This window comes from Providencia huaxiensis (genome assembly GCF_002843235.3).
Classification (GTDB): domain Bacteria; phylum Pseudomonadota; class Gammaproteobacteria; order Enterobacterales; family Enterobacteriaceae; genus Providencia; species Providencia huaxiensis.
On sequence record NZ_CP031123.2, the window covers coordinates 2,056,069 to 2,078,140 of the forward strand.

The 22,072-nt window shown below is 43.2% G+C and carries 17 protein-coding genes; 2 read left to right on the forward strand and 15 right to left on the reverse strand.

Annotation, left to right across the window (positions count from 1 at the left end):
* Window positions 1-85: 85 nt before the first annotated feature.
* The gene (locus tag CYG50_RS11325; protein WP_102137647.1) at window positions 86-1,420 is read right to left on the reverse strand and encodes an isochorismate synthase; all 1,335 of its coding nucleotides are present in this window, start codon (window positions 1,418-1,420) and stop codon (window positions 86-88) included.
* 747 nt (window positions 1,421-2,167) lie between these two features.
* Between CYG50_RS11325 and CYG50_RS11330 the strand changes: the two genes are divergently transcribed.
* Entirely contained in the window at window positions 2,168-3,376 is a 1,209-nt protein-coding gene (locus CYG50_RS11330) for an alpha-xenorhabdolysin family binary toxin subunit A (protein ID WP_168222850.1), read from the forward strand.
* Window positions 3,377-3,387: 11 nt separating this feature from the next.
* Entirely contained in the window at window positions 3,388-4,371 is a 984-nt protein-coding gene (locus CYG50_RS11335) for an alpha-xenorhabdolysin family binary toxin subunit B (protein ID WP_102137645.1), read from the forward strand.
* 57 nt (window positions 4,372-4,428) lie between these two features.
* Here CYG50_RS11335 and nuoN read toward each other — a convergent pair whose 3' ends face one another.
* From nuoN to CYG50_RS11405, 14 genes are all read right to left on the reverse strand, one after another.
* Window positions 4,429-5,889 carry an NADH-quinone oxidoreductase subunit NuoN gene (gene nuoN / locus CYG50_RS11340; protein ID WP_102137644.1) on the reverse strand — a complete coding sequence of 487 codons (1,461 nt, stop codon included), beginning with the start codon at window positions 5,887-5,889 and terminating at the stop codon, window positions 4,429-4,431.
* A gap of 6 nt (window positions 5,890-5,895) precedes the next feature.
* Window positions 5,896-7,416, reverse strand: a complete 1,521-nt coding sequence (gene nuoM / locus CYG50_RS11345; protein WP_102137643.1) for an NADH-quinone oxidoreductase subunit M — start codon at window positions 7,414-7,416, stop codon at window positions 5,896-5,898.
* 19 nt (window positions 7,417-7,435) lie between these two features.
* Window positions 7,436-9,277 carry an NADH-quinone oxidoreductase subunit L gene (gene nuoL, locus CYG50_RS11350; protein WP_004259845.1) on the reverse strand — a complete coding sequence of 614 codons (1,842 nt, stop codon included), beginning with the start codon at window positions 9,275-9,277 and terminating at the stop codon, window positions 7,436-7,438.
* A complete protein-coding gene (gene nuoK, locus CYG50_RS11355; protein WP_004912233.1) occupies window positions 9,274-9,576 on the reverse strand; it encodes an NADH-quinone oxidoreductase subunit NuoK in 303 nt (100 codons plus the stop codon). The genes nuoL and nuoK overlap by 4 nt, the downstream gene beginning before the upstream one ends.
* A complete protein-coding gene (gene nuoJ / locus CYG50_RS11360; protein WP_102137642.1) occupies window positions 9,573-10,115 on the reverse strand; it encodes an NADH-quinone oxidoreductase subunit J in 543 nt (180 codons plus the stop codon). Before nuoJ ends, nuoK begins: the two co-directional genes overlap by 4 nt.
* Window positions 10,116-10,127: 12 nt before the next feature.
* Window positions 10,128-10,670: an NADH-quinone oxidoreductase subunit NuoI gene (nuoI, locus tag CYG50_RS11365; protein WP_004259834.1), complete on the reverse strand. Its 543-nt coding sequence runs from the start codon at window positions 10,668-10,670 to the stop codon at window positions 10,128-10,130.
* 14 nt (window positions 10,671-10,684) lie between these two features.
* The gene (gene nuoH / locus CYG50_RS11370; protein ID WP_004912244.1) at window positions 10,685-11,662 is read right to left on the reverse strand and encodes an NADH-quinone oxidoreductase subunit NuoH; all 978 of its coding nucleotides are present in this window, start codon (window positions 11,660-11,662) and stop codon (window positions 10,685-10,687) included.
* Complete coding sequence (gene nuoG / locus CYG50_RS11375) at window positions 11,662-14,385, reverse strand: NADH-quinone oxidoreductase subunit NuoG (protein ID WP_102137801.1); 2,724 nt, start codon at window positions 14,383-14,385, stop codon at window positions 11,662-11,664. Before nuoG ends, nuoH begins: the two co-directional genes overlap by 1 nt.
* A gap of 98 nt (window positions 14,386-14,483) precedes the next feature.
* A complete protein-coding gene (gene nuoF, locus CYG50_RS11380; protein ID WP_004259820.1) occupies window positions 14,484-15,842 on the reverse strand; it encodes an NADH-quinone oxidoreductase subunit NuoF in 1,359 nt (452 codons plus the stop codon).
* Complete coding sequence (gene nuoE, locus CYG50_RS11385) at window positions 15,839-16,387, reverse strand: NADH-quinone oxidoreductase subunit NuoE (protein ID WP_036958085.1); 549 nt, start codon at window positions 16,385-16,387, stop codon at window positions 15,839-15,841. Before nuoE ends, nuoF begins: the two co-directional genes overlap by 4 nt.
* Before the next feature lie 2 nt (window positions 16,388-16,389).
* A complete protein-coding gene (gene nuoC, locus CYG50_RS11390) occupies window positions 16,390-18,192 on the reverse strand; it encodes an NADH-quinone oxidoreductase subunit C/D (RefSeq protein WP_375373114.1) in 1,803 nt (600 codons plus the stop codon).
* 74 nt (window positions 18,193-18,266) lie between these two features.
* Entirely contained in the window at window positions 18,267-18,941 is a 675-nt protein-coding gene (locus CYG50_RS11395) for a NuoB/complex I 20 kDa subunit family protein (protein ID WP_004912254.1), read from the reverse strand.
* Between the two features lie 18 nt (window positions 18,942-18,959).
* The gene (locus CYG50_RS11400; RefSeq protein WP_004259806.1) at window positions 18,960-19,403 is read right to left on the reverse strand and encodes an NADH-quinone oxidoreductase subunit A; all 444 of its coding nucleotides are present in this window, start codon (window positions 19,401-19,403) and stop codon (window positions 18,960-18,962) included.
* A gap of 1,116 nt (window positions 19,404-20,519) precedes the next feature.
* A complete protein-coding gene (locus CYG50_RS11405; RefSeq protein ID WP_102137640.1) occupies window positions 20,520-21,443 on the reverse strand; it encodes a LysR family transcriptional regulator in 924 nt (307 codons plus the stop codon).
* Between the last annotated feature and the right edge of the window lie 629 nt (window positions 21,444-22,072).

Consider the following 22,072-nt stretch of genomic DNA (forward strand, 5'->3'; position numbering starts at 1 on the left):
TTTAGACTGGCTGAAATAAATTTCTTGATCTCAGAACAATTTTTGGTGAACTAATTGAAATAAAAAGAAAATAACCATTTTTATTTTATGGTTTTTCGTTATTTCCAAATAAAGACTTTAGCCCAGCGGCTTTATTCTCAATTTCTATCCACTCTTGCTCTGGGTCTGAACCACTGACAATGCCAGCGCCTGAATATAATGAGACATGTGCACCCTCTATCTGTGCACAACGTAGAGAGACCGCGAATTCACTTTTATCTAAGCTAATAAACCCGCCTGTTCCGGCATACCAACCGCGAGAGAACGGTTCATTTTTTGCTAAAAATTGCCGTGCAACCTTTCGTGGCAAACCGCAGACCGCTGCTGTGGGTTGGAGACGCTGCAAACAATCGCTATCAGAAGGGCTAACTAATGTCGCAACAATTGAACGGTAAAGGTGTTGAATTTTTCTCAAGCGGATCACTTTTGCTGACGATACATCAACCCCCGTCACTGCGCCTTGTAATTGTTGGCAAATATCATCAACAACCACTAAGTTTTCATGTTGGTTCTTTTTATCTTCCATCAACCATTTAGCGTACTCCGCTGCGACCACGTCATCAGGGTCATTAGCGACGGTTCCCGCTAAGGCCTCTGAGTTCAGTTGTTCGTCTTGACGTAAGTATAAACGTTCGGGTGTTGACGAAATAAAACCTGAATGCGCGCTAAAGGCCATCATAAAATGGTAACAATGGTGATTCACCTGCTGACTTTGTGCTAAAAACTCAGCAACCGCAATTGGCTTAGACAGAGTCAGTTTTGTTTCCCTTGCCATAACCACTTTTTCCATTTTTCCTGACTTCATGTCATCAATAGCGCAATTTAATAAACGGCACCATTCATCATGCGTAGGAATATGTTCCTGTGCAGTAATATCGGCGTCAAGAGTCAATGTCACTTGAGAAGCGGATTTTAATTGCTGTAAAAAATGGATAGCATTTAACCTATCTTCTTCACCTTCTATATTGACACTAACGCTAATCGTCGAACGTAACCGATGAATTTCAATGCGAGGCAAAAAACAAAAAGTTGCTTGGCGTTTTATCTCTTCAGGGATGCCATCTCCAACTGCATTCCAACCATTAAGCCCCCATAGACGCATCTCTGGCATATCAGGATATTGTGATAAAAAAGCTTGTGCTGTATCTATCGAATCAAAGGACTTCACCATCCCAAGAGCACTGCATTCTTCGGCTCCTGTCCGTTGATACCAATAAAATTGTGGGTAGCTTTCTTGCACCGACAGCCATGCAAGACCAGGGAAAGCGGTTTGCGCATCTAACTGCCAGACAAAACGAGTATACGCTTTGGTTTTTAGTGTCAATGTAGACAAATGGTCCAAAATTTCAGTTATCAGTTGATCAATTTTTTTATAGTTCACTTTAGATTCCCACTGCTACATCACACAAATTTACTACGCGTTATTATATAGCGCAAAACCATTTTTTAATACATTGATGACTAACAGTAAATGCTATATCACCCGTTCAGTACTAAAAGCAGATTATCTGCAATAAACAGGTTACTTTCAGTACATCACTATAATTATCGCTTATGACACAAATAACGATAACCAAGAGAAATCACCTCAAGACAAACCTGCTTACATGAATAGAGGCTTCAGGTTGTTGATAGTATAGCTTATTATATATATTAGATGTCATTCTATTCATTTAATTAATGGAAAATGTGATTTTATCCCCCTTTCTTCTTTCCTCTCTCTCGAAATTGCTTCATTTTCATCCAATAAAAATTCCATTTTGAAACATAATTATATTTAAGCTGCAAACCCATATTCCATTACATATTTATTTAGCCTCAAAAAGTAAAATTACCGTAAATTTTAATTATCATCATATTGTTATGGATTATTTAATTTAGTACCGCTATAGATTATATCTAAATACATATAACGCTAAATAATATTTTCAACATATATTAGCTTGTTCAAAATGCTATTTTTTAGCTCTGCTTTTCATTTTTTAGTATAAAACTTTCAGCCAATTTCTAGTAGGTTAACAAATATGAGATTTATATTTTCATTTACAATAAATAGGTAGCTTAACCATACAATAGTGCTAATACAAATTAGTGTTCAATCCTTAACTTAATCAACATGGATTTTAAAATGAATACAAAAGAAAATTACGACAGAATTATTGAAAAAGAGCATATAGGCCATACAACCTTAGCTTTATTAACTAATCAAGATGCTCTTTCAACCCGCGAAGTCGGTATTTTTACATTAGACGATTTAATTAGCATACATCGCCATGTTTACTTCTCTCTTTCTTTGCCTTGGAAAAAAGATGATATTCTAAAATGGTTTGGTATTACATCATCAACCACTTTACCAATAGATACAGACGAATTAATTAATACTATTATCAATATTCGTGACCATGCCAATACCTGGGATAATGTCGAGCAACATGTTAAAGAACAGTCTGTCAACCTATCTCTGGCTAGTCGAAACATTATACAGACAGGTAGGCAAATTATTGAATATATTAACCATATGCCTATATTAAAAAGAGTCTCAGACAGTTTGAATGATATTGATGAAAGTGAGCTAGATGAAATATTTTATCAAAGTGATGACCAACAAATAGCGACTGAACTAACTAATATATTGCAATTAATTAAAGATGACATTAAGGACCAATCGCTTAAGACAAGTAATATTAAGAATATCATTTCAGATTTTAGAGTACATATTACAGGAGGGTATCTATCTAATTATCAACACGTTGAATCTTTATTGTTTAACATTAAAGGATTATATAAGCAACTTGAGCCTACTAATAGTGAAAATATAGATGCCCATTTACAAGAATCACTTAAAATGAAAAAACAGGAGCTAAAGCAACTCGACCTAGAGTATTCACACTTTGTGAAACTAAGTTTCACAGGCTTAGCGGGTGGTGTCATCGGTCTCATTATTACGGGCAGTATTTTTGGCTCAAAAGCTGAAAAAATTCGAGCAAGAAAGAATGAGACATTAGCAGAAATAAAATTAATTAACGACCAAATTAACAGAGAAGAAATCATCAAAAAAGTTATCTTTGATATTCAAATCAACCTCCATAAAATCGATGGTTTATTTAAAGATGCACGGCTAGCCGTTGACCATTTAGATTATATGTGGCTTGTCCTCTTAACCGAAATAACCCAATCAATCGAGATTTTTAAACATATCAACAATGCTGATAAACTTATTAAATTCATTACTTATTTCAAACGAATTATTACATCTTGGTATACCATTCAAGAATATTCTACACATTTAATAACGTTATTTGACCAAATTCAACCAAATAACACTCCCCCTCAATAAAAGGTACTCATATGCAAGATAAGCTTGATTTACCGATATTGCCCTCCATTGATATTTATCAGTTAAGGCATATGTCAAATGAAATCTCCGCATTCAATAAAAATATAATACATTATGACTTTATCATACACGGAAAAATACAAAAAATTGCAAGTAAGAGTTTCAATATAAATGAAACAATCAGAAACTCGATACCGAAGCTAAAAATAAAATTAAATTACATTCTAAAAAGTGAATTAAATAGTGAAAACACAAATACACCTGACGGAATTTTAGTCACGAGTTTTATTGAGGATTTAATCGATTTTAAATTAGAGCTAGAAAGAATAATTACTAAATTCAGTTATACCACAGACTCTCTGTCTCTCATTCACGTGGAAGAAAGCAATCAACATAAACTACAGCAATACGCAGAGCAAAAAGAGCTCCTAGTCACATCCAAAAATAGCAAAATGCTAAAAATAAATGAAATCAATCAGCAACACTCCGTTATTACCGCAGCAGAAGATATCATCTTAAAATCTAAAATCACTGATTTCTTAAAGAAACATTTGTTAAATGATGAGTTAATTGACTCAATTGATATGCCAACAAATAAAAAACAAATATTAAAATCAGCCATTGCCTTTATTAAAAATTTATTATCAGTCATTGATGATGGTTTAGAGTTTGCGCAGCTTGTCGAGGTCAGATTAGATTTAGGAAACCAAATTTTAGAATTAAAAGAAGAGGTTAATCACATTGATAAAACAATATTTAAACTAGCTCAACTCATGTTATTAGCTGACCAAATAACAATCATAGACTCACATAAGCTGTCAATTATTACTCAGATAGGTTTAATTAAAGATTACTGGTCGGAATGGTGTCATTTCATTAATGAAAAATCGTCTGAAAAAACATTGAATATTCAAGAGATCAATATGGCAAGCCAGGTACTCATGTCATTCCTAGACGACATGGAGTATCAATATCAACGCCAGTTACCTGACTAAAAAAAACCGGCTACTCTGAAGTAACCGGTTTATCAACAATAGGAAATTTTCTGCCTACTAATTAAGCACAGCAAGCGCTGTTGATGTCATATCAATAAGGGGTTGTGGCCATACCCCAAAGACGATAACTGCAATGGCGCATATAACAGCAACAACCGTTCCTAACGTTGCTTTTTCAGGGCCTGTATAACGTTCTGCATGTTCCGCATCACGACTATATAGGCTAGCCATAAAGCGCAGGTAGTAATATAAACCAATTGCACTACCGACAACGACAGCACCTGTTAACCACCATAACTCTGCGTTCACCGCGGATGCAATCACATAGAATTTACCAATAAATCCTAATGTAATTGGAATACCCGCCAGTGACAGCATCATCACCGTCATTACCGTTGCGAGAACAGGTTTATGCCAGAACAGACCACGGAATGCACTGAAATCATCTTGGTCATCACCACGGTAAGGGCTTGAAACGATACTCACAACACCAAATGCCCCTAGGCTTGCAAACAAGTAACCCACTAAGTAGATTGCGATAGTGACTTGTGAAGCGACTGGATCGATACGAAGCGCAACCAGAGCAACCAATAAATATCCCATATGCGAGATGGATGAGTAACCCAGCAAGCGTTTTGCACTTTTTTGCGTGATAGCCAGTAAGTTACCAAACAGAATAGAGGCTATCGCAATTACTGAAATGACAATCGACAATGTATTGCTATTGGTGATTGGTGCTTCCAGAAAGATACGCACTAATACGGCAAAGATAGCGATTTTACTGCCCGTTGCTAAGAAGGCTGACACTGGCGCAGGAGCGCCTTGGTAAACGTCTGGTGTCCACAGTTGGAATGGAAACAGAGACAGTTTAAAACCAAATCCTACAATGAGCATACCGAAGCCAATCATCACCAATGGTGCGTGGATCTGGCTATCAGAAAGGCTTTGACCAACCGCAGCAAAGCTTAAGCTACCCGATTCTGCATACAGTAATGCAATTCCGAATAACAGGAATGAAGACGCTGCTGCAGATAACAGCATGTACTTGATCCCAGCTTCTAATGTGCGACTGCGCTCAAAGGTATAGGCAACTAAGCCAAACAATGGCAATGAAATCAGCTCAATACCGATAAACATTGACGCCATATGATTTGACATAGATAACAGCACCCCACCCGCCACTGCGATAGCAACGAGTAAGTGGAACTCATCTCTATTATCACCAAAACCTTCTAACCAGTGATAAGCAAAGATAGTCGTTCCGATACCTGCAATCAGGACTAATGCACTATAGAACAGCGCAAAGCCATCAACACGGATAAGCGAAGTCACATCCATTAGGTAGCCGTCGGCTACCCAAATGAGTGAAAGCAACGCAATAATAAAGCCAGATACTGTCAGCGCGGCACTGGTAAGGTGATCGCGTCGCCACGCAATGGACAGCATCACAACCACCGCCGTCAACCCGACGATCATCAGTGGCAGTATTGCGATCAGTTCTTGAGGAGTTATTGTCATGGCGAATTACAGCCCTAATGTTGTAAGTGAAGCAGAATACAGGTTATGCAATGTTTCCATCGAACCAATTGATGTATCTAAAATTGGTTGCGGATAGAAGCCAATGATAACCAGTAAAGCAGCCAGAGCCAGCAGCACACCAAACTCACGCGCCGTTAACCCTTTCATTTCTTTTTCTGATTTTGGTGTGCCGTAGTAAGTCTGTTGCATCATCCACAGTGAGTAGATAGACGCAAACACCACACCAAAAACCATAATGCAAGTCACTAACGTGAATTGGCTGAAGCTGCCAAACAGGATCATAAACTCACCAATGAAGTTACCTGTACCTGGCATTCCTAGCGTTGCCGCAGCAAAGAACAGGGACATTCCTGGTAACCATTTAATGCGTTTCCACAATCCACCCATCATGCGCATATCACGAGTTTGCGTACGTTCATACAGTTGGCCACTAATGATAATCAGTGCCGCACCAGATAAACCGTTGGTGATCATTTGGATCACCGCACCTTGGTAAGCCAAGGTTGAACCCGCGTAAATAGCGACTGTCACAAACCCCATGTGGGATAAGCTACTGTACGCTGCTAGACGTTTGATATCCGTTTGTTTGAATGCCAACCATGCACCATAGAAGATACTGATCACACCCAGCGTCATCGCCACTGGCGTGAACTGGATAGAGGCTTCTGGGAATAGAGGCAAAGTAAAGCGTAACAGACCGTATGCTGCGGTTTTTAACATGATACCGGAGATATCTACAGAACCCGCTGTTGGCGATTGTTCTTGAGTATCTGCCATCCAACCATGGAATGGAACCAGAGGCATTTTAACGGCAAAGGCGATAAAGAAGCCTAACATCAACATAAACGCAACGTTGCTAGAGAGCTCTGCTCCCAGCAGTTGGTTATAGTCGAATGTTAATACACCTGAAGTATTGAAGTTTGCTAGTGCCAATCCAATGATGGAGACCAGCATGATCAAACCACTCGCTTGCGTATAAATGAAGAACTTAGTCGCAGCTTTGATATGTTGTCTGTTTTCTGACCCTTTGTGTCCCCAATTGGCAATCAGGAAGTACATTGGGATCAGCATCATCTCCCAGAAGAAGAAGAATAAGAACAGGTCAACCGCGGTAAAAATCCCCATCACCCCTGTGATAATCCACAGCAGGTTAAAGTGGTACGCACCTTGGTTCTTTTGGTTTTCACTCCAAGAGCTCAGAATCGAAAAAGCCCCCATGATAGCCGTTAATACAACCATCAGCAGTGATAAACCGTCAATTGCTAAATGAAAGTCAATTCCCAGTGACGGGATCCACGGCATAAAGAAAACAGATTGCCACTGTGGAATACCTTGTGGATTAACAAGCGAGTAGTTCCCTTGTAACCACAATTGCACGGAAAGTATCAATGTTATTCCCATCGTCGCCAGTGCAATCCAACGCGGTGCGCGATGACTGAACCGGTCAGCCTGCCAGCTTAGCAGGCCTCCGATGAAGGGAATGAGTATTAGCCAGGGTAATAGCATGGCGCAATGTGTCCCTTAATTAAACCAAAAGCAGCAGAGCAAGAATCAGCACTGCACCCAGCCCCAACGAGGCAACATACCAACGGATTTGGCCGTTTTCACTCACTGCAAGCCCTTTATTTGCCCAACGTGAAAGATGTGCAGGGATATTCATCAGAGAGTTAATCGGATCGCTTTCCAGTAGCCATGCAATACCTTTAAACGGTTTTACAAAGACTACGTCATACAGCCAATCGAAGCCCCACGCTTGGTACCACCATGCGCTGAAGAAACGACCCACTGCAGTTTTTGCGATAGCATCGACTATTGAACGTCTAAACAGGTAGAGGAATACCGCAATTAATAGACCTGCGATAGCAAACCCGCCAGAAATCGCTTCGAGTAAGACTTTACCGTCTTCACTGCCAGCAGCTTCTGCAGGGAATACCCCTTCGAGTGGTTGGTGGATTAATGCACCAACAAACGTTGCAAGGATAGCCAAAATACCCAGTGGTAATGTGTGAGTGATGCCTTTAACCTTATGCGCTTTGATTTTTGCTTCACCGTGGAACACGATGAAAATCATACGGAAGGTATAAATTGCGGTCATTAATGCACCGAGGATACCGGCCCACAACAATACAGTTTGTCCATCAAGCTGCGCACCCCACAAAATGGCATCTTTACTGTAGAAACCAGCAGTAAACAGTGGCAATGCTGCCAGTGCGCTTCCGCCAATCAACATCACAGCGTAGATAAATGGAATTTGCTTACGCAACCCACCCATTTTGAAGATGTTTTGCTCGTGGTGGCATGCCAAGATGACCGAACCTGCTGACAGGAATAACAGCGCTTTAAAGAAAGCATGCGTCATCAGGTGGAAAATCGCAGCATCCCAAGCTTGCACACCCAGTGCCAAGAACATATAACCGATTTGGCTCATGGTGGAGTATGCAAGTACACGTTTGATATCCGTTTGAACCAGTGCAGCAAACCCAGCCAGTACCAATGTCACCGCGCCCACAACGCCAACTAAATGTAAAACTTCTGGCGCTAATAAGAACAGAACGTGGGTACGAGCCACTAAGTACACACCGGCCGTTACCATGGTTGCGGCGTGGATCAATGCTGAAACTGGCGTAGGACCCGCCATCGCATCTGCCAACCACGTTTGCAATGGTAATTGTGCTGATTTACCGACTGCGCCACCTAATAACATCAAGGTTGCCCAATTGATCGCACTTGAACCTTCAGCAAATTTCTGAGGTGCTAACACCGCCATTTCGCTGAAATTCAATGTACCGAGCTCATTCCACAGGATAAACATACCAATGGCGAGGAACACGTCACCGATACGCGTGACAAAGAACGCTTTCATGGCGGCTTTACCGTTTTCTGGATTGGTATAATAGAAACCAATCAACAGATAACTGCACAGCCCTACCCCTTCCCAGCCGAGATACATCAGCATCATGTTATCAGCGAGAACTAAAACCACCATGCTCGCGATAAACAGGTTAGTGTAAGCGAAGAAACGTGAGTAACCTTCCTCGCCACGCATATACCAAGAAGCGTATACGTGAATAAGGAAGCCCACACCCGTTACCACACCTAACATGGTCAGAGATAAACCATCTAACATTAGGGTGAATGGGATATTAAAGGTACCGACAGACATCCAAGTCCAAAGTGGCTGGATGAATACGCTACCTGCGTCTTGAGCTAAAAATTCATTGCCAGCATAGAATGCGACGATGGCCGCTAAGCCGACCGACCCCGCACCAATAATGGCCGAAACGTTTTCTGACCAGCGTCCACGGGAGAAGGCTAACAGTACCGACCCCAGTAAAGGCAACAGAATGGTTAAATAGAGTAGGTTCATCCGCGCATCTCACTGACTTTATCAATATTCAGGTTCTGACGATGACGATGGAGTTGCAGTAACAACGCCAATCCAATACTCGCCTCCGCTGCAGCCAGTGCGATTGCCAAGATATACATAATCTGGCCGTCTGGTTGCCCCCAAAAACTCCCTGCAACCACAAATGCCAGTGCAGTTGAGTTAATCATGATTTCCAGTCCGATCAACATGAAAAGCAAGTTGCGGCGGATAACAAGGCAGCTAAGCCCCATCACAAATAGAATTGCCGCTAAAATCAGACCATGCTCTAGAGGTATCATTTTTGCTCCTCCACCTTCGCGATGCTCACAAGATCAGCACCGTTTTCTTTACGGTCACGTCCAACGTGGAATGCGACGACTAAACCCGCTAGTAGTAGCAATGACGCCAATTCGACAGCCAGAACATACGGCCCGAACAAGCTAATACCCACTTCTTTCGCCCCAATGATGGTGCCCTCAATGCCATTTTGATATGACAACGAGGTGATGCCGTAAACTAAGATAGCCAATAAAACTGCGGATAACGCCGCAGGGCCAATCCAGTTTTTCGGTGTCAACCAAGCGCGCTCTTGTTCTTGAACAGAACGCCCCAAGTTGAGCATCATCACGACGAACACGAACAGGACCATAATGGCACCTGCATACACGATGATTTCCAATGCCCCAGCAAAATACGCACCGAGGGAGAAAAACACCATTGACAGAGCCAGCAGAGAAACAACCAGATACAACAGTGCGTGCACTGGATTTGTATTCGTTATCACCCTTAAAGTTGCTAAAATGGCAACTAGACCGGCGATATAAAATGTAAATTCCATGAATATCGCTCCTTATGGCAACAGGTCTTTGACGTTGATAGGTTTCGCTTCGTTATCCGCTTCACCTTTGTCTTTACCTGCAATCGCCATACCCGATTTACGGTAAAAGTTATAATCAGGATATTTACCTGGGCCTGAAATTAACAGGTCATTTTTCTCGTAAACCAGATCCTGACGTCTCCAATCGGCCATTTCAAAATCAGGTGTTAATTGGATTGCCGTCGTTGGGCAAGCCTCTTCACACAGACCACAGAAAATACAGCGCGAAAAGTTAACGCGGAAAAATTCAGGGTACCAGCGGCCATCTTCGTGCTCGGCTTTTTGCAGTGAAATACACCCCACTGGGCAAGCAACCGCACACAAGTTACATGCAACGCAACGCTCTTCACCGTCAGGGTCGCGCGTTAGCACGATACGCCCACGGTAACGGGGTGGCAGATAAACCGGCTCTTCTGGATACATTTGCGTTTCGCGTTTATCGAACGCATGTAGGCCGACCATCCAAATACTACGTACTTGGGTGGCGAAACCGACCAATAACTCTTTCAATGTCATGGTTCAATCACCCCTTACTGAGCGTTGTATAAAATCACTGCTGCAGTACCCAGCAGATTAAGCAGTGTCAACGGCAGGCAAATTTTCCAACCGAAAGACATCACTTGGTCATAACGTGGACGCGGTAAAGAGGCACGGATCAAGATAAACATCATCATGAAGAAGCCAGTTTTGATAGCAAACCACAAGAATGACGGCAGGAATGGACCATGCCAGCCACCAAAGAACAGCGTCACAATCAGGGCAGAAACCGTTACGATACCGATATACTCACCGACGAAGAACAGACCGAACTTCATGCCTGAGTATTCAACGTGGTAACCATCCGCAATCTCTTGTTCTGCTTCTGGTTGGTCAAACGGGTGACGGTGACATACCGCAACGCCCGCTATCGCAAAAGTCACAAAACCAAAGAACTGAGGAATGATGTTCCACATGCCTTCTTGGGAGTTCACAATATCAATCAGGTTGAAAGAACCTGCTTGTGCAACCACGCCCATTAAAGAAAGGCCTAAGAACACTTCGTAACTCACGGTTTGTGCTGACGCACGCATCGCACCTAATAATGAGTATTTGTTATTACTTGACCAACCCGCAAACAACACCGCATAGACCGCGAGCCCCGCCATCATCAGGAAGAATAAAATCCCAATATTCAGGTCTGCAACGTGCCATGTTGGGCTAACAGGGACGATAGCAAATGCTAAGAACAGTGAACAAAACGCAATCACTGGCGCAAGCGTAAAGATTTTCTTGTCCGCGAACTGTGGGATCCAGTCTTCTTTAAACAGCATTTTGAACATGTCGGCGATTAACTGGCCCATCCCAAACGGACCAACGCGGTTTGGACCATAACGGTTCTGGAATAGACCGAGAATACGGCGCTCTCCCAGACTCATGTAGGCCCCACAAGTCACAACAACCAATAAAATGACGACAGATTTAAGGATGGAAATTAACACTTCCATCACTTCAGGAGAAATCCAATCCATCATGCTCCCCTCCGCAGATTATTGACTGACACGCCAGCCATTGAAGGTGCGATACCTGGCATGCCTAACGGTAAGCCAATTTGACCTGTAGATAAGTGATTGCTGAGACGAACAGTCAAGTTAAACGCTTGACCTGCATGGCTAAATTCAGCTTTTGTTCCTGCTACCAAGCCAAGTGACGCAGCATCTTGCGTGTTCAGCATGATATATGGCTCTGGCATACGCTCTTGGATCACTTCTGAACGCTGTGACATTTCATCACTACCGAACAGGTGGTAATAAGGTGCGACAACCCACTGAGCTTCGCTGGCTTGATAAGCCGCTGGAATTTCAGTGAAGTAAGCCAATTTACCTTCTGTTGAATTGAACAAACGGATACCCGGGTCACCAAATAACAGGTGTCCCCCCACTTCGGCTTGGAATTTGTTCCAGGCTTGCGGTGAGTTCCAACCCGGTGCCCATGCAAATGGAATTTGCTGGCGCGGCGCGGTTGGGCTGTTGTTCCCTTCCATTGAGAAAGCAAATGGAGAGTCAATATCTTGCGGTTGACGAGGCTCATGGACAGATTGATTTGCTAGCATCGCTGTACGACCACTGTAACGATGTGGTTCACGCGCCAGTTTTTGACCACGAATACGGAAAGACGCTTTCGGAGCCGCATCAACCATACCTGAGAATTGTGGCATTGCGGCAACACAATCAGCGATAACGTGATCCAGTTGAGACCAATCTGCATCACGCTCTTGCGCTTCAGTTTGCAGTGAATGCATCCAGCGCCAGCTTTCGTTCATCACGATAGCTTTGTCGTAATACGTTGGGTCGAAGACTTGGAAGAAACGTTGTGCACGACCTTCTTGGTTAATCAACGTACCGTCTGCTTCAGCAAAACTCGCTGCAGGCAGAACTAATGTTGCTTTATCCATGATGTCCGTTTGCTGATGGTCTGCAACAATCAAGTGGCTCAATTTTGCGAGTGCGCTATTGACCGCATCCACGCTGCTGTGACGGTACAAGTCGTTTTCGATAACAACAGCCACATCCGCTTCTTTCGCTTCAATGCGAGCTAAAGCGCTGTCTAGTGGCTGTGCGTTCATCATTGCCAGACCGAAACTATTTGCATGAGACGCTAAGTAAGATAACCCAACATTCGCGCCTTTCGCTTTCAGTGCAAATGCCACGTTAGCGGCCGCTTGGATCATTGCCTCGCTGGCACTATGGCTACCACTGATAATTAATGGTTTTTTCGCACCCGCTAAGGCCTGAGCAATGGTTTCCACTTTGGCTTTTAAGTCTGCCGGTAAATCATTCACCGCAGGGGCTTCGCCATTAATCATATTGGCGATAGCAAAACCAAAACGCGCTTGGTCAGCGACTGGAGCACGGTAATTAAAGGCGGCCACATCGTCTAAGCGAGTATCATCAACATTGGTAATAAACAGCGGATATTTCGCGTGTTGGCCAATGTTTTGGATAGCGGCGATTTGCCAGTCAGCGACTTTCTGCGCTGCGGCCATTTCACGCGCTTTCCCTTTCACGGCTTGACGAACAGATAACGCCATACGTGCGCCCGTCTGAGTTAAATCTTCACCCAGAACCAGTACCGCATCATAGCCTTCCACTTCACGCAATGTTGGGGTATAGATACCACCATTTTGCAAAATGTTTTGCATCAGCGCTAAGCGACTTTGCTCACCCGCAGAAATACCTGAGTAGAAGTTTTCTGCACCGACTAAAGCGCGCAATGCATAGTTGCTTTCAACGCTAGCACGCGGCGAGCCGATACCAATCACTTTTTTCGCTTGATTGATAATTTGCGCACCTCTTTGCATCGCTTCGATAGCCGAAATCACGTTCTTAACGCCATTTTTATTGAGTACGGCTTGGCGAGGACGGTCTTTACGGTTGACGTAACCATAACCAAAGCGACCACGGTCACACAGGAAATAGTGGTTTACCGAGCCGTTATAACGGTTTTCGATGCGGCGGATTTCACCATAACGCTCACCGGGGCTAGTATTACAACCGATACTGCACTGCTGGCAGATACCCGGTGCAAATTGCATATCCCATTTACGGTTATAGCGCTCAGAGTGAGTTTTGTCGGTGAATACCCCAGTAGGGCAAACTTCAACTAAGTTACCGGAGAACTCGCTTTCCAGCGTACCGTCTTCAGTACGACCGAAATACACATAGTTATGTGCGCCATAAACCCCTAAATCGGTGCCACCTGCGTAATCTTTGTAGTAACGAACACAACGATAACACGCGATACAACGGTTCATTTCATGACTAATAAATGGACCGAGGTCTTGGTTAATGTGAGTACGTTTCGTAAAACGATATTTACGCATATTATGACCGGTCATTACCGTCATATCTTGTAGGTGACAGTTCCCACCTTCCTCACAGACTGGGCAGTCATGAGGGTGGTTGGTCATCAGCCATTCCACGACACTTTCACGGAATTGTTTGGCTTCTTCATCATCAATTGAGATGTAAGTCCCTTCCGTTGCGGGTGTCATACAAGACATTACTAGGCGACCGCGAGTGTCATCTGCGTTCTGATACTGCTTAACCGCACACTGGCGGCAAGCGCCAACGCTTCCCAGCGCCGGATGCCAGCAAAAATAAGGAATATCTAGCCCGAGAGAAAGACAGGCTTGTAACAGGTTTTCAGACCCGTTTACGTCATATTCTTTGCCGTCTACATATATTGTAGCCATAGTCAGCATGCTTCCCAAAGGCCCGCATAAAGCAGGCGTTAATCAAAAATACGTTCTTCGTGAAAAATCTCTTTAGCGGTTGCTCAATCGCTAAATAATTACCAGCGCTGCTTCAGCAGGTTGGGCTGGATACCCGCAATCTGCACAATGTTACGCAGATCTTTTTGCGAAATACCCGCTTCGAATTCATCACGGAAATATTTGATGGCACTTTGTAGCGGTTCGACCGCACCCGGTGCGTGAGCGCAGAAAGTTTTACCCGGCCCTAAGAAACGGCAAAGTTGCTCTAGGGTTTCAATATCCCCCGGCTGCCCTTCACCTTTTTCCAGCGCTTGTAAAATTTTCACACTCCATGGCAAACCATCGCGGCACGGTGTACACCAACCACAGGATTCACGGGCAAAGAAGGTTTCTAGGTTACGCACTAACGAAACCATGTTGATCTCATGATCAACCGCCATCGCCAATGCAGTACCAAGACGGCTTCCCGCTTTGGCAATATTTTCGAAATCCATCGGTAAGTCGAGATGGTCGTTGGTCAGGAAGTCTGTCCCTGCGCCACCCGGCTGCCATGCTTTTAATTTTAGTCCATCACGCATACCACCTGCGTAATCTTCCAGCACTTCACGTGCCGTCGTACCAAATGGCAGTTCCCACAGACCCGGGTTTTTCACACGGCCAGAGAAACCCATCAGTTTAGTACCCGCATCTTTACTCTTACCTGCGCTTAAATCGATATACCATTGGTCTCCGTGCTCTAAAATAGCAGGCACGTTACAGATGGTTTCAACGTTATTAACGCAAGTTGGTTTACCCCAAGCACCTGATGTGGCAGGGAATGGTGGCTTAGAACGCGGGTTAGCACGGCGGCCTTCTAAAGAGTTAATCAGTGCGGTTTCTTCACCGCAGATATAACGCCCAGCGCCGGTGTGGACAAATAGTTCAAAATCGAAACCTGAACCGAGGATATTTTTGCCTAATAGACCTGCCGCTTTAGCTTCTTCGATGGCACGACGCAGGTTTTGCGCGGCTTCAACGTATTCACCCCGTAAGAAGATATAACCACGGTAAGCTTTTAGTGCATAAGCGCCCGTGATCATCCCCTCAACTAACAAGTGAGGAAGTTGTTCCATCAATAGACGGTCTTTATAAGTGCCCGGTTCCATTTCATCCGCATTACATAAAAAGTAACGCAGTTTCATGTTTTCGTCTTTTGGCATCAGGCTCCATTTCAGACCTGTTGAGAAGCCCGCACCGCCTCGCCCTTTCAGGCCAGCGTCTTTCACGAGATTCACAACTTCATCCGGTGCCATGCCTTTGAGCGCACGCTCAAGACCTTTGTATCCGTTTTTACTGCGATACTCATCTAACCAAACAGGCTGATTGTCATCACGCAAACGCCATGTTAGGGGATGAGTTTCAGCAGTACGGATCACTGGATTAACAGAATTTGTCATGGATACTGCTCCAGTAATTTTTGAATATTTTCAGGCTGCACGTAGCTGTGAGTGTCATCATCGATCATCATCGTTGGACCCTTGTCACAGTTACCTAAGCAACAGGTCGGCAGCAATGTAAAACGGCCATCAGCTGTTGTTTGGCCCGGGCGAATATTAAGCTGTTTAATGATTTCAGCTTCTAAGCCCTGATAACCTGTAATATGGCAAACAACACTGTCGCAATAGCGAATAATGTGGCGACCCACTGGTTGGCGGAAGATTTGGCTATAGAATGTCGCCACCCCTTCAACATCACTAGCTGGGATACCTAAGACGTCAGCGATAGCATGGATCGCACCATCTTCAACCCAACCGCGGTTTTTTTGCACAATTTTCAGTGCTTCAATTGAGGCAGCACGTGCGTCTTCGTAATGGTGTTTCTCACCTTCAATCTCTTCGCGCTCTTTCTCGGTTAAGACAAAGCCATGATTGACTTGCGGTTCAAACACGTTCACGACATTGAGCTCGTTGTGCTTCTCATTTTCGTTATGTTCATTATGCATGGTTAGCGATCCACATCCGACATTACAAAATCGATACTACCCAGATAGACGATTAAGTCTGAAACTAAGCTGCCTCTGATAACCGCAGGAATTTGCTGCAAGTGAGCGTAGCTCGGCGTACGAATACGCGTGCGGTAGCTCATTGTGCTGCCATCACTGGTTAAGTAGTAGCTGTTGATCCCCTTCGTCGCTTCAACCATCTGGAATGACTCATTTGCTGGCATCACCGGACCCCAAGACACTTGTAAGAAGTGGTTGATCAGGGTTTCGATGTGCTGCAACGTACGCTCTTTTGGTGGCGGAGTTGTCAGTGGATGGTCAGCTTTGAAAGGACCTTCTGGCATATTCTTATAGCATTGCTCAAGAATACGGATACTCTGGCGCATCTCTTCCACTTTGATCATCACACGGTCATAACAGTCACCGTTATGCGCGATAGGGATATCAAATTCGAAGTTTTCATAGCCTGAATATGGACGCCATTTACGCACGTCAAAATCAACGCCTGTTGCACGTAATCCAGCCCCTGTCACACCCCATGCCAACGCCTCTTCTTTTGAGTACATTGCGGTACCAATAGAACGGCCTTTTAAGATGGAGTTCTTCAGTGCGGAAGTGACATAAGACTCTAAACGTTTTGGCAGCCAGTCTAATAACTCACGCAGCAGTTTTTCCCAGCCACGTGGTAAGTCGTGAGCGACACCACCGATACGGAACCATGCAGGGTGCATACGGAAACCGGTAATCGCTTCAATGACGTTGTAGACTTTTTGACGGTCAGTAAACGCAAAGAAGACTGGGGTCATCGCACCAACGTCTTGGATATAGGTACTGATGTACAGTAAGTGGCTGTTGATACGGAATAACTCAGACAACATGACACGGATCGTTTTGACGCGATCTGGCACTTCAATGCCTGCCAATTTTTCAACGGCCAACACATATGGCATTTCATTCACACAACCACCGAGGTACTCGATACGGTCGGTGTAAGGAATGTAGCTGTGCCATGACTGGCGTTCACCCATTTTTTCAGCGCCACGGTGGTGGTAGCCGATATCAGGTACGCAGTCGATAATTTCTTCGCCATCCAATTGCAGTACGATACGGAACGCACCGTGTGAGGATGGGTGGTTTGGCCCCAAGTTCAGGAACATGAAATCTTCGTTTTCATTTCCGCGTGCCATGCCCCACTCTTCTGGTTTGAAAGTCAAAGCTTCCATTTCCAGATCTTGTTTCTGCTTAGTCAGCACAAAAGGGTCGAACTCGGTCGCACGCGCAGGGTAATCCTTACGCAGTGGGTGGCCTTCCCAGCTTGGTGACATTAAAAGGCGGCGTAGATTCGGGTGACCTTGGAACGTTATACCGAACATGTCCCACACTTCACGCTCATGCCAATTCGCATTCGGGAACAGTGAAACAATAGAAGGCACGTTTAAGTCTTTCTCATTAAGAGCGACTTTTAACATGATATCGCGGTTACGATCGATGGAGATGATATGATAGAAAACACTAAAATCTGCTTCTGGCAGACCTTGACGGTGAATTCGTTGACGTTCATCTACCCCATGTAAGTCAAATAACATGACATACGGTTTTGGTAATTTCTTTAGGAAATCGACCACTTCCAGTAACTGTTCACGACGCACCCAAAGCACTGGCATACCAGTGCGAGTTGCTTGAACAGAAAAGGCATCCGGCCCAAATTGATTGCGCAGTTCCAGAAGCACAGGGTCGTTTAAGTGATCCTGTGTCTGCCATCCTGGCTGGTTACTACTCGCTTGCGCTATCTGATCTGTCATCATTCTTCACCATAACGCTTGATCAGGTTTATTATTTCGCAACAACATTGCTCTGTTACGCTGTATGGCTTTAAGCCTTAAATTTCGTCTGGTGTACGCAGGTTTGTCACTGCAATACGTTCACCATGCTTTCTTTCTCTTTCTGATTGCATATTGGCACGGTAAACCCCTTGGTCTCCAACGACCCAAGATAGCGGACGACGCTCTTTACCGATAGATTCTTGCAATAGAAGCAGAGCCTGCATATAGGCTTCTGGGCGTGGTGGGCAACCTGGGATATATACATCCACAGGAATAAATTTATCGACGCCTTGTACAACAGAATAAATGTCATACATGCCACCAGAGTTGGCACATGAACCCATGGAAATAACCCATTTTGGTTCAAGCATTTGGTCATACAGACGTTGAATAACAGGTGCCATTTTTGTGAAACAAGTACCTGCAACTACCATGAAATCGGCTTGACGAGGTGAAGCACGCAGTACTTCTGCACCAAAGCGGGCGACGTCATGAACAGCCGTGAACGAAGTCACCATTTCTACATAGCAACATGAAAGACCAAAGTTATATGGCCAGAGAGAGTTTTTGCGCCCCCAGTTAACCACATCGTGAAGTGCATGAGAAAGTTTCCCCATGTAAACACTGTTTTCAACTTGCTGCTCCAGTGGATCTGTTACGATTTCCTGGGTTTGCAGTGGGTAACGGTCGTTCTCACCGTTCGGATCTATGCGGGTGAGCGTATAATCCATTGTATAATGCCTCGCTTTTTACTGCGGATGACGATTGCTGATTTTAATAACTTCACTAGGATGCTTTACTTTTCCGCGGGAACGGACTGGAGTCCAATCCAATGCCCCAACGCGGACGAGATAAAACAGTCCCGCCAACAATACCAAAATAAAGATCGCGGCTTCGATGAAACCTACCCAACCGGCTTCGCGGATGGCAACTGACCATGCAAATAAGAACATGGCTTCAACATCGAAGATAACGAAAAACATGGCGACTAAGTAAAACTTAGCGGACATGCGGAGACGTGCACTACCGACCGAGTCGATACCGGACTCATAAGGAACGTGTTTTGTTCTGGCTTTGGCGCGGCTACCTAAAAAGTGACCCGCGACCAACATGAAAGCACAAAGACCGATAGTGCCGATAAGGAATATCGCAAACGCCCAGTTATGGGCTAACGCTAGGATTGATGTAGACATACTCGTTGCTTACTCATTACTTATGGTGTGTTAACTGCTCTTTTTTACATCACGGCAGTATTGCACCACAATTGCCCAGTTAATCGAGAAGAAAGACCAAAATTGATCACAAACTAAAATATCACCAAACTTAAATCAGTCTGTTGACTGCGTTTGGTTTGTCCTCTCTCATTACAATTTACCTTACTTAAATTAAGTAAAATAACCCGTATTTGTTACAAAAACTTCACACTACAAAAACAACGGAACAACAAAAAGTACTCATAATCTGCTAAAACGTGTCAGTGTAATGATACTCAAGTAAACACGCAAACTAGTTTAACTGATTATTCGTTTTTACTACACCATTATCTCAGGAAAAACCTGTCTTAACAGATGAAAAATTGCGCTTTTTATTTGATCTAACGCACACTTTTATTGAAAAAGTACTCAATTTGTTTACATAGCATTCAATTTAACTTTAAGTCTTTGTAACTCTTTTTAACGCATGACTTCAAGTAACTACCTGACATTCCAGCGCTATTTTATCTATTCAATAAAAAAATATTGTTAACAACATAACAAATTGTTAACTAAACAATGAAATTCAGGTTATGCCAGCTACATCACAATTATTTCATGGTCTTTCCTATTTAACCATACTTATTAAGTGGTTAATTGTTTTTTTTATGAGCGGATATCGATAAAAAAATTGATAAACTTGAATTTGATAACCTATTAAAAATATCACTGAGGATTATTTAAACACCCACAAGAACAAATTTCTCGATGCCATTTCCCAATATTGAAAATTTTGTTCCACGGTATGAGATAATCGTTTCAGTCATCAGCAGCGATCCACTTTCATCTACCACCAAACAGCTTAACCTACGCGTACGTAAGCCATTCAACCAATGAATGCCATCACAACCACAGCCCGAATGTTATTTAGACTGTGATTAACACATTGATTTTATTTGTACATGACCAATAACACATTGATCACAAACAAGTGATTCAGTAATAAACGGACAAAAAAGATATAAAAAAACGGCAATCCCAAGATAATTGGAATTGCCGTCAGTACAATAAATCGATTAAATATTATGCTTAAGATAACCAGTTGAATCGATTAAATTAATTACCTTCTTCGTTGATATCCACCAATTCACTTGCTGGAGTTGCAACATAAGGAATTTTTTTGTTTTCAATCGCATCGAATACAGTCAGAACAAAATCTTTTTGCTCATCTGCATTCTTATACAACCAATACTGAATATCAGGTAAACGAGGCAACCCATCAGCTTCACTCAAAATGCGTAAATCTGCATTTTGCATTTCCATTGGCCTTGCTGTTACCCCAACTTCTGCATTTACGGCTGCACGGACAGCAGGTAAAGAAGCCGCTTCATACGCCACATGCCATGACAAACCTGCATCATCAAGAGCACTAGTACAAAGTTTACGATATGGGTTAGTTTCGTCCATAACCACTAATGGAATGGGCTCATTAGAACGCAATTGAAAATCCGGTGCACTATGCCACAAAACAGGCACAGTTCTTAAAGCCGTTTTGGGATGGTGGCTAATTCTTGCCGTTGTTAAAGCAAGGTCTATCTCATGGTTATCGAGCATTGACTCAATAAACTGTGCCCGTTTAATACGCACTTCAACGGCAATTCTTGGATAGACAGATGCGATACGATTAAGCAAGAAAGGTAATAAGATATCGACGGTGTCATCAGATGCACCAATACGCAATTCACCATCCGCGTCATTATAGGTTAACGATGCCGTTGCATCATCATTGGCGCGAAGTATTTGCCTTGCGTAGCCAAGCAATTGTAATCCATGCGCAGTGAGCAGTTTATTTCGCCCATGACGAGCAAAAAGCTCACGGCCGACTAATTGCTCTAGGCGCTGCATTTGCTGGCTCACAGCAGATTGTGTTCGACAAACGGCTGCAGCTGCAGCTGCGAACGTGTTAAGATCTGCGACAGCGACGAAAGTACGTAGCAAATCAAGATCTAGGTTCATGATGGGACGATTGGAATTTATCATCGTTCATTCTCTTATATAATTTTATGTTACCTGGTGTTTCTGCTCTCCTCCATGAGAATCAGCGAGTTTATAGCGACTACTAAGCGAGTGCATTTCTAATCCATAGATCTGCAATAACTTCTCATTACTTTACTTTTTTGCACCTTGTCCATTATTCATTGACGATAAGGCATGTGTACAAATAGCATACTTCCAAAAATCAAATAATCTTAATAAAAAGGCAATGTTTTCTTAAAAAACAAGCTAAAACATGCTTTCTTGGAAACGCCTAAATAGTAACATATTTAATGTAATCGCAATTATTTTAATGTAAGCACATTATAAAACTCATTTCACTATTTGGTTATAGCCAAAAATATCAATGAGTTATGAATTTAAGGCGCACTTTTCGTTAAAAAAAACACCTCGAAACAATCAATATTACTAACAAAATCACACTAATTATTATGAAAAAAGGCCATTACCGCAAAAAAAACATGTCTGATTTAACCATTCAATGCTTAATATTACATTTTGATACAATTTTTCCTTCTTCACTATTTTTATGCTTTTTTACTATTTATACTCCAAAACATCAAAGAATGTTAAAATTATAATCCAACTAATACCCTATTTTTGGAATAGACAGC

Bases quoted from the DNA above. Each gene is read 5' to 3' on its own strand.
- CYG50_RS11330 (WP_168222850.1), top strand. From the start codon at position 2,168: ATGAATACAAAAGAAAATTACGACAGAATTATTGAAAAAGAGCATATA.
- CYG50_RS11335 (WP_102137645.1), top strand. From the start codon at position 3,388: ATGCAAGATAAGCTTGATTTACCGATATTGCCCTCCATTGATATTTAT.
- nuoN (WP_102137644.1), bottom strand. From the start codon at position 5,889: ATGACAATAACTCCTCAAGAACTGATCGCAATACTGCCACTGATGATC.
- nuoM (WP_102137643.1), bottom strand. From the start codon at position 7,416: ATGCTATTACCCTGGCTAATACTCATTCCCTTCATCGGAGGCCTGCTA.
- nuoL (WP_004259845.1), bottom strand. From the start codon at position 9,277: ATGAACCTACTCTATTTAACCATTCTGTTGCCTTTACTGGGGTCGGTA.
- nuoK (WP_004912233.1), bottom strand. From the start codon at position 9,576: ATGATACCTCTAGAGCATGGTCTGATTTTAGCGGCAATTCTATTTGTG.
- nuoJ (WP_102137642.1), bottom strand. From the start codon at position 10,115: ATGGAATTTACATTTTATATCGCCGGTCTAGTTGCCATTTTAGCAACT.
- nuoI (WP_004259834.1), bottom strand. From the start codon at position 10,670: ATGACATTGAAAGAGTTATTGGTCGGTTTCGCCACCCAAGTACGTAGT.
- nuoH (WP_004912244.1), bottom strand. From the start codon at position 11,662: ATGGATTGGATTTCTCCTGAAGTGATGGAAGTGTTAATTTCCATCCTT.
- nuoG (WP_102137801.1), bottom strand. From the start codon at position 14,385: ATGGCTACAATATATGTAGACGGCAAAGAATATGACGTAAACGGGTCT.
- nuoF (WP_004259820.1), bottom strand. From the start codon at position 15,842: ATGACAAATTCTGTTAATCCAGTGATCCGTACTGCTGAAACTCATCCC.
- nuoE (WP_036958085.1), bottom strand. From the start codon at position 16,387: ATGCATAATGAACATAACGAAAATGAGAAGCACAACGAGCTCAATGTC.
- nuoC (WP_375373114.1), bottom strand. From the start codon at position 18,192: ATGATGACAGATCAGATAGCGCAAGCGAGTAGTAACCAGCCAGGATGG.
- CYG50_RS11395 (WP_004912254.1), bottom strand. From the start codon at position 18,941: ATGGATTATACGCTCACCCGCATAGATCCGAACGGTGAGAACGACCGT.
- CYG50_RS11400 (WP_004259806.1), bottom strand. From the start codon at position 19,403: ATGTCTACATCAATCCTAGCGTTAGCCCATAACTGGGCGTTTGCGATA.
- CYG50_RS11405 (WP_102137640.1), bottom strand. From the start codon at position 21,443: ATGATAAATTCCAATCGTCCCATCATGAACCTAGATCTTGATTTGCTA.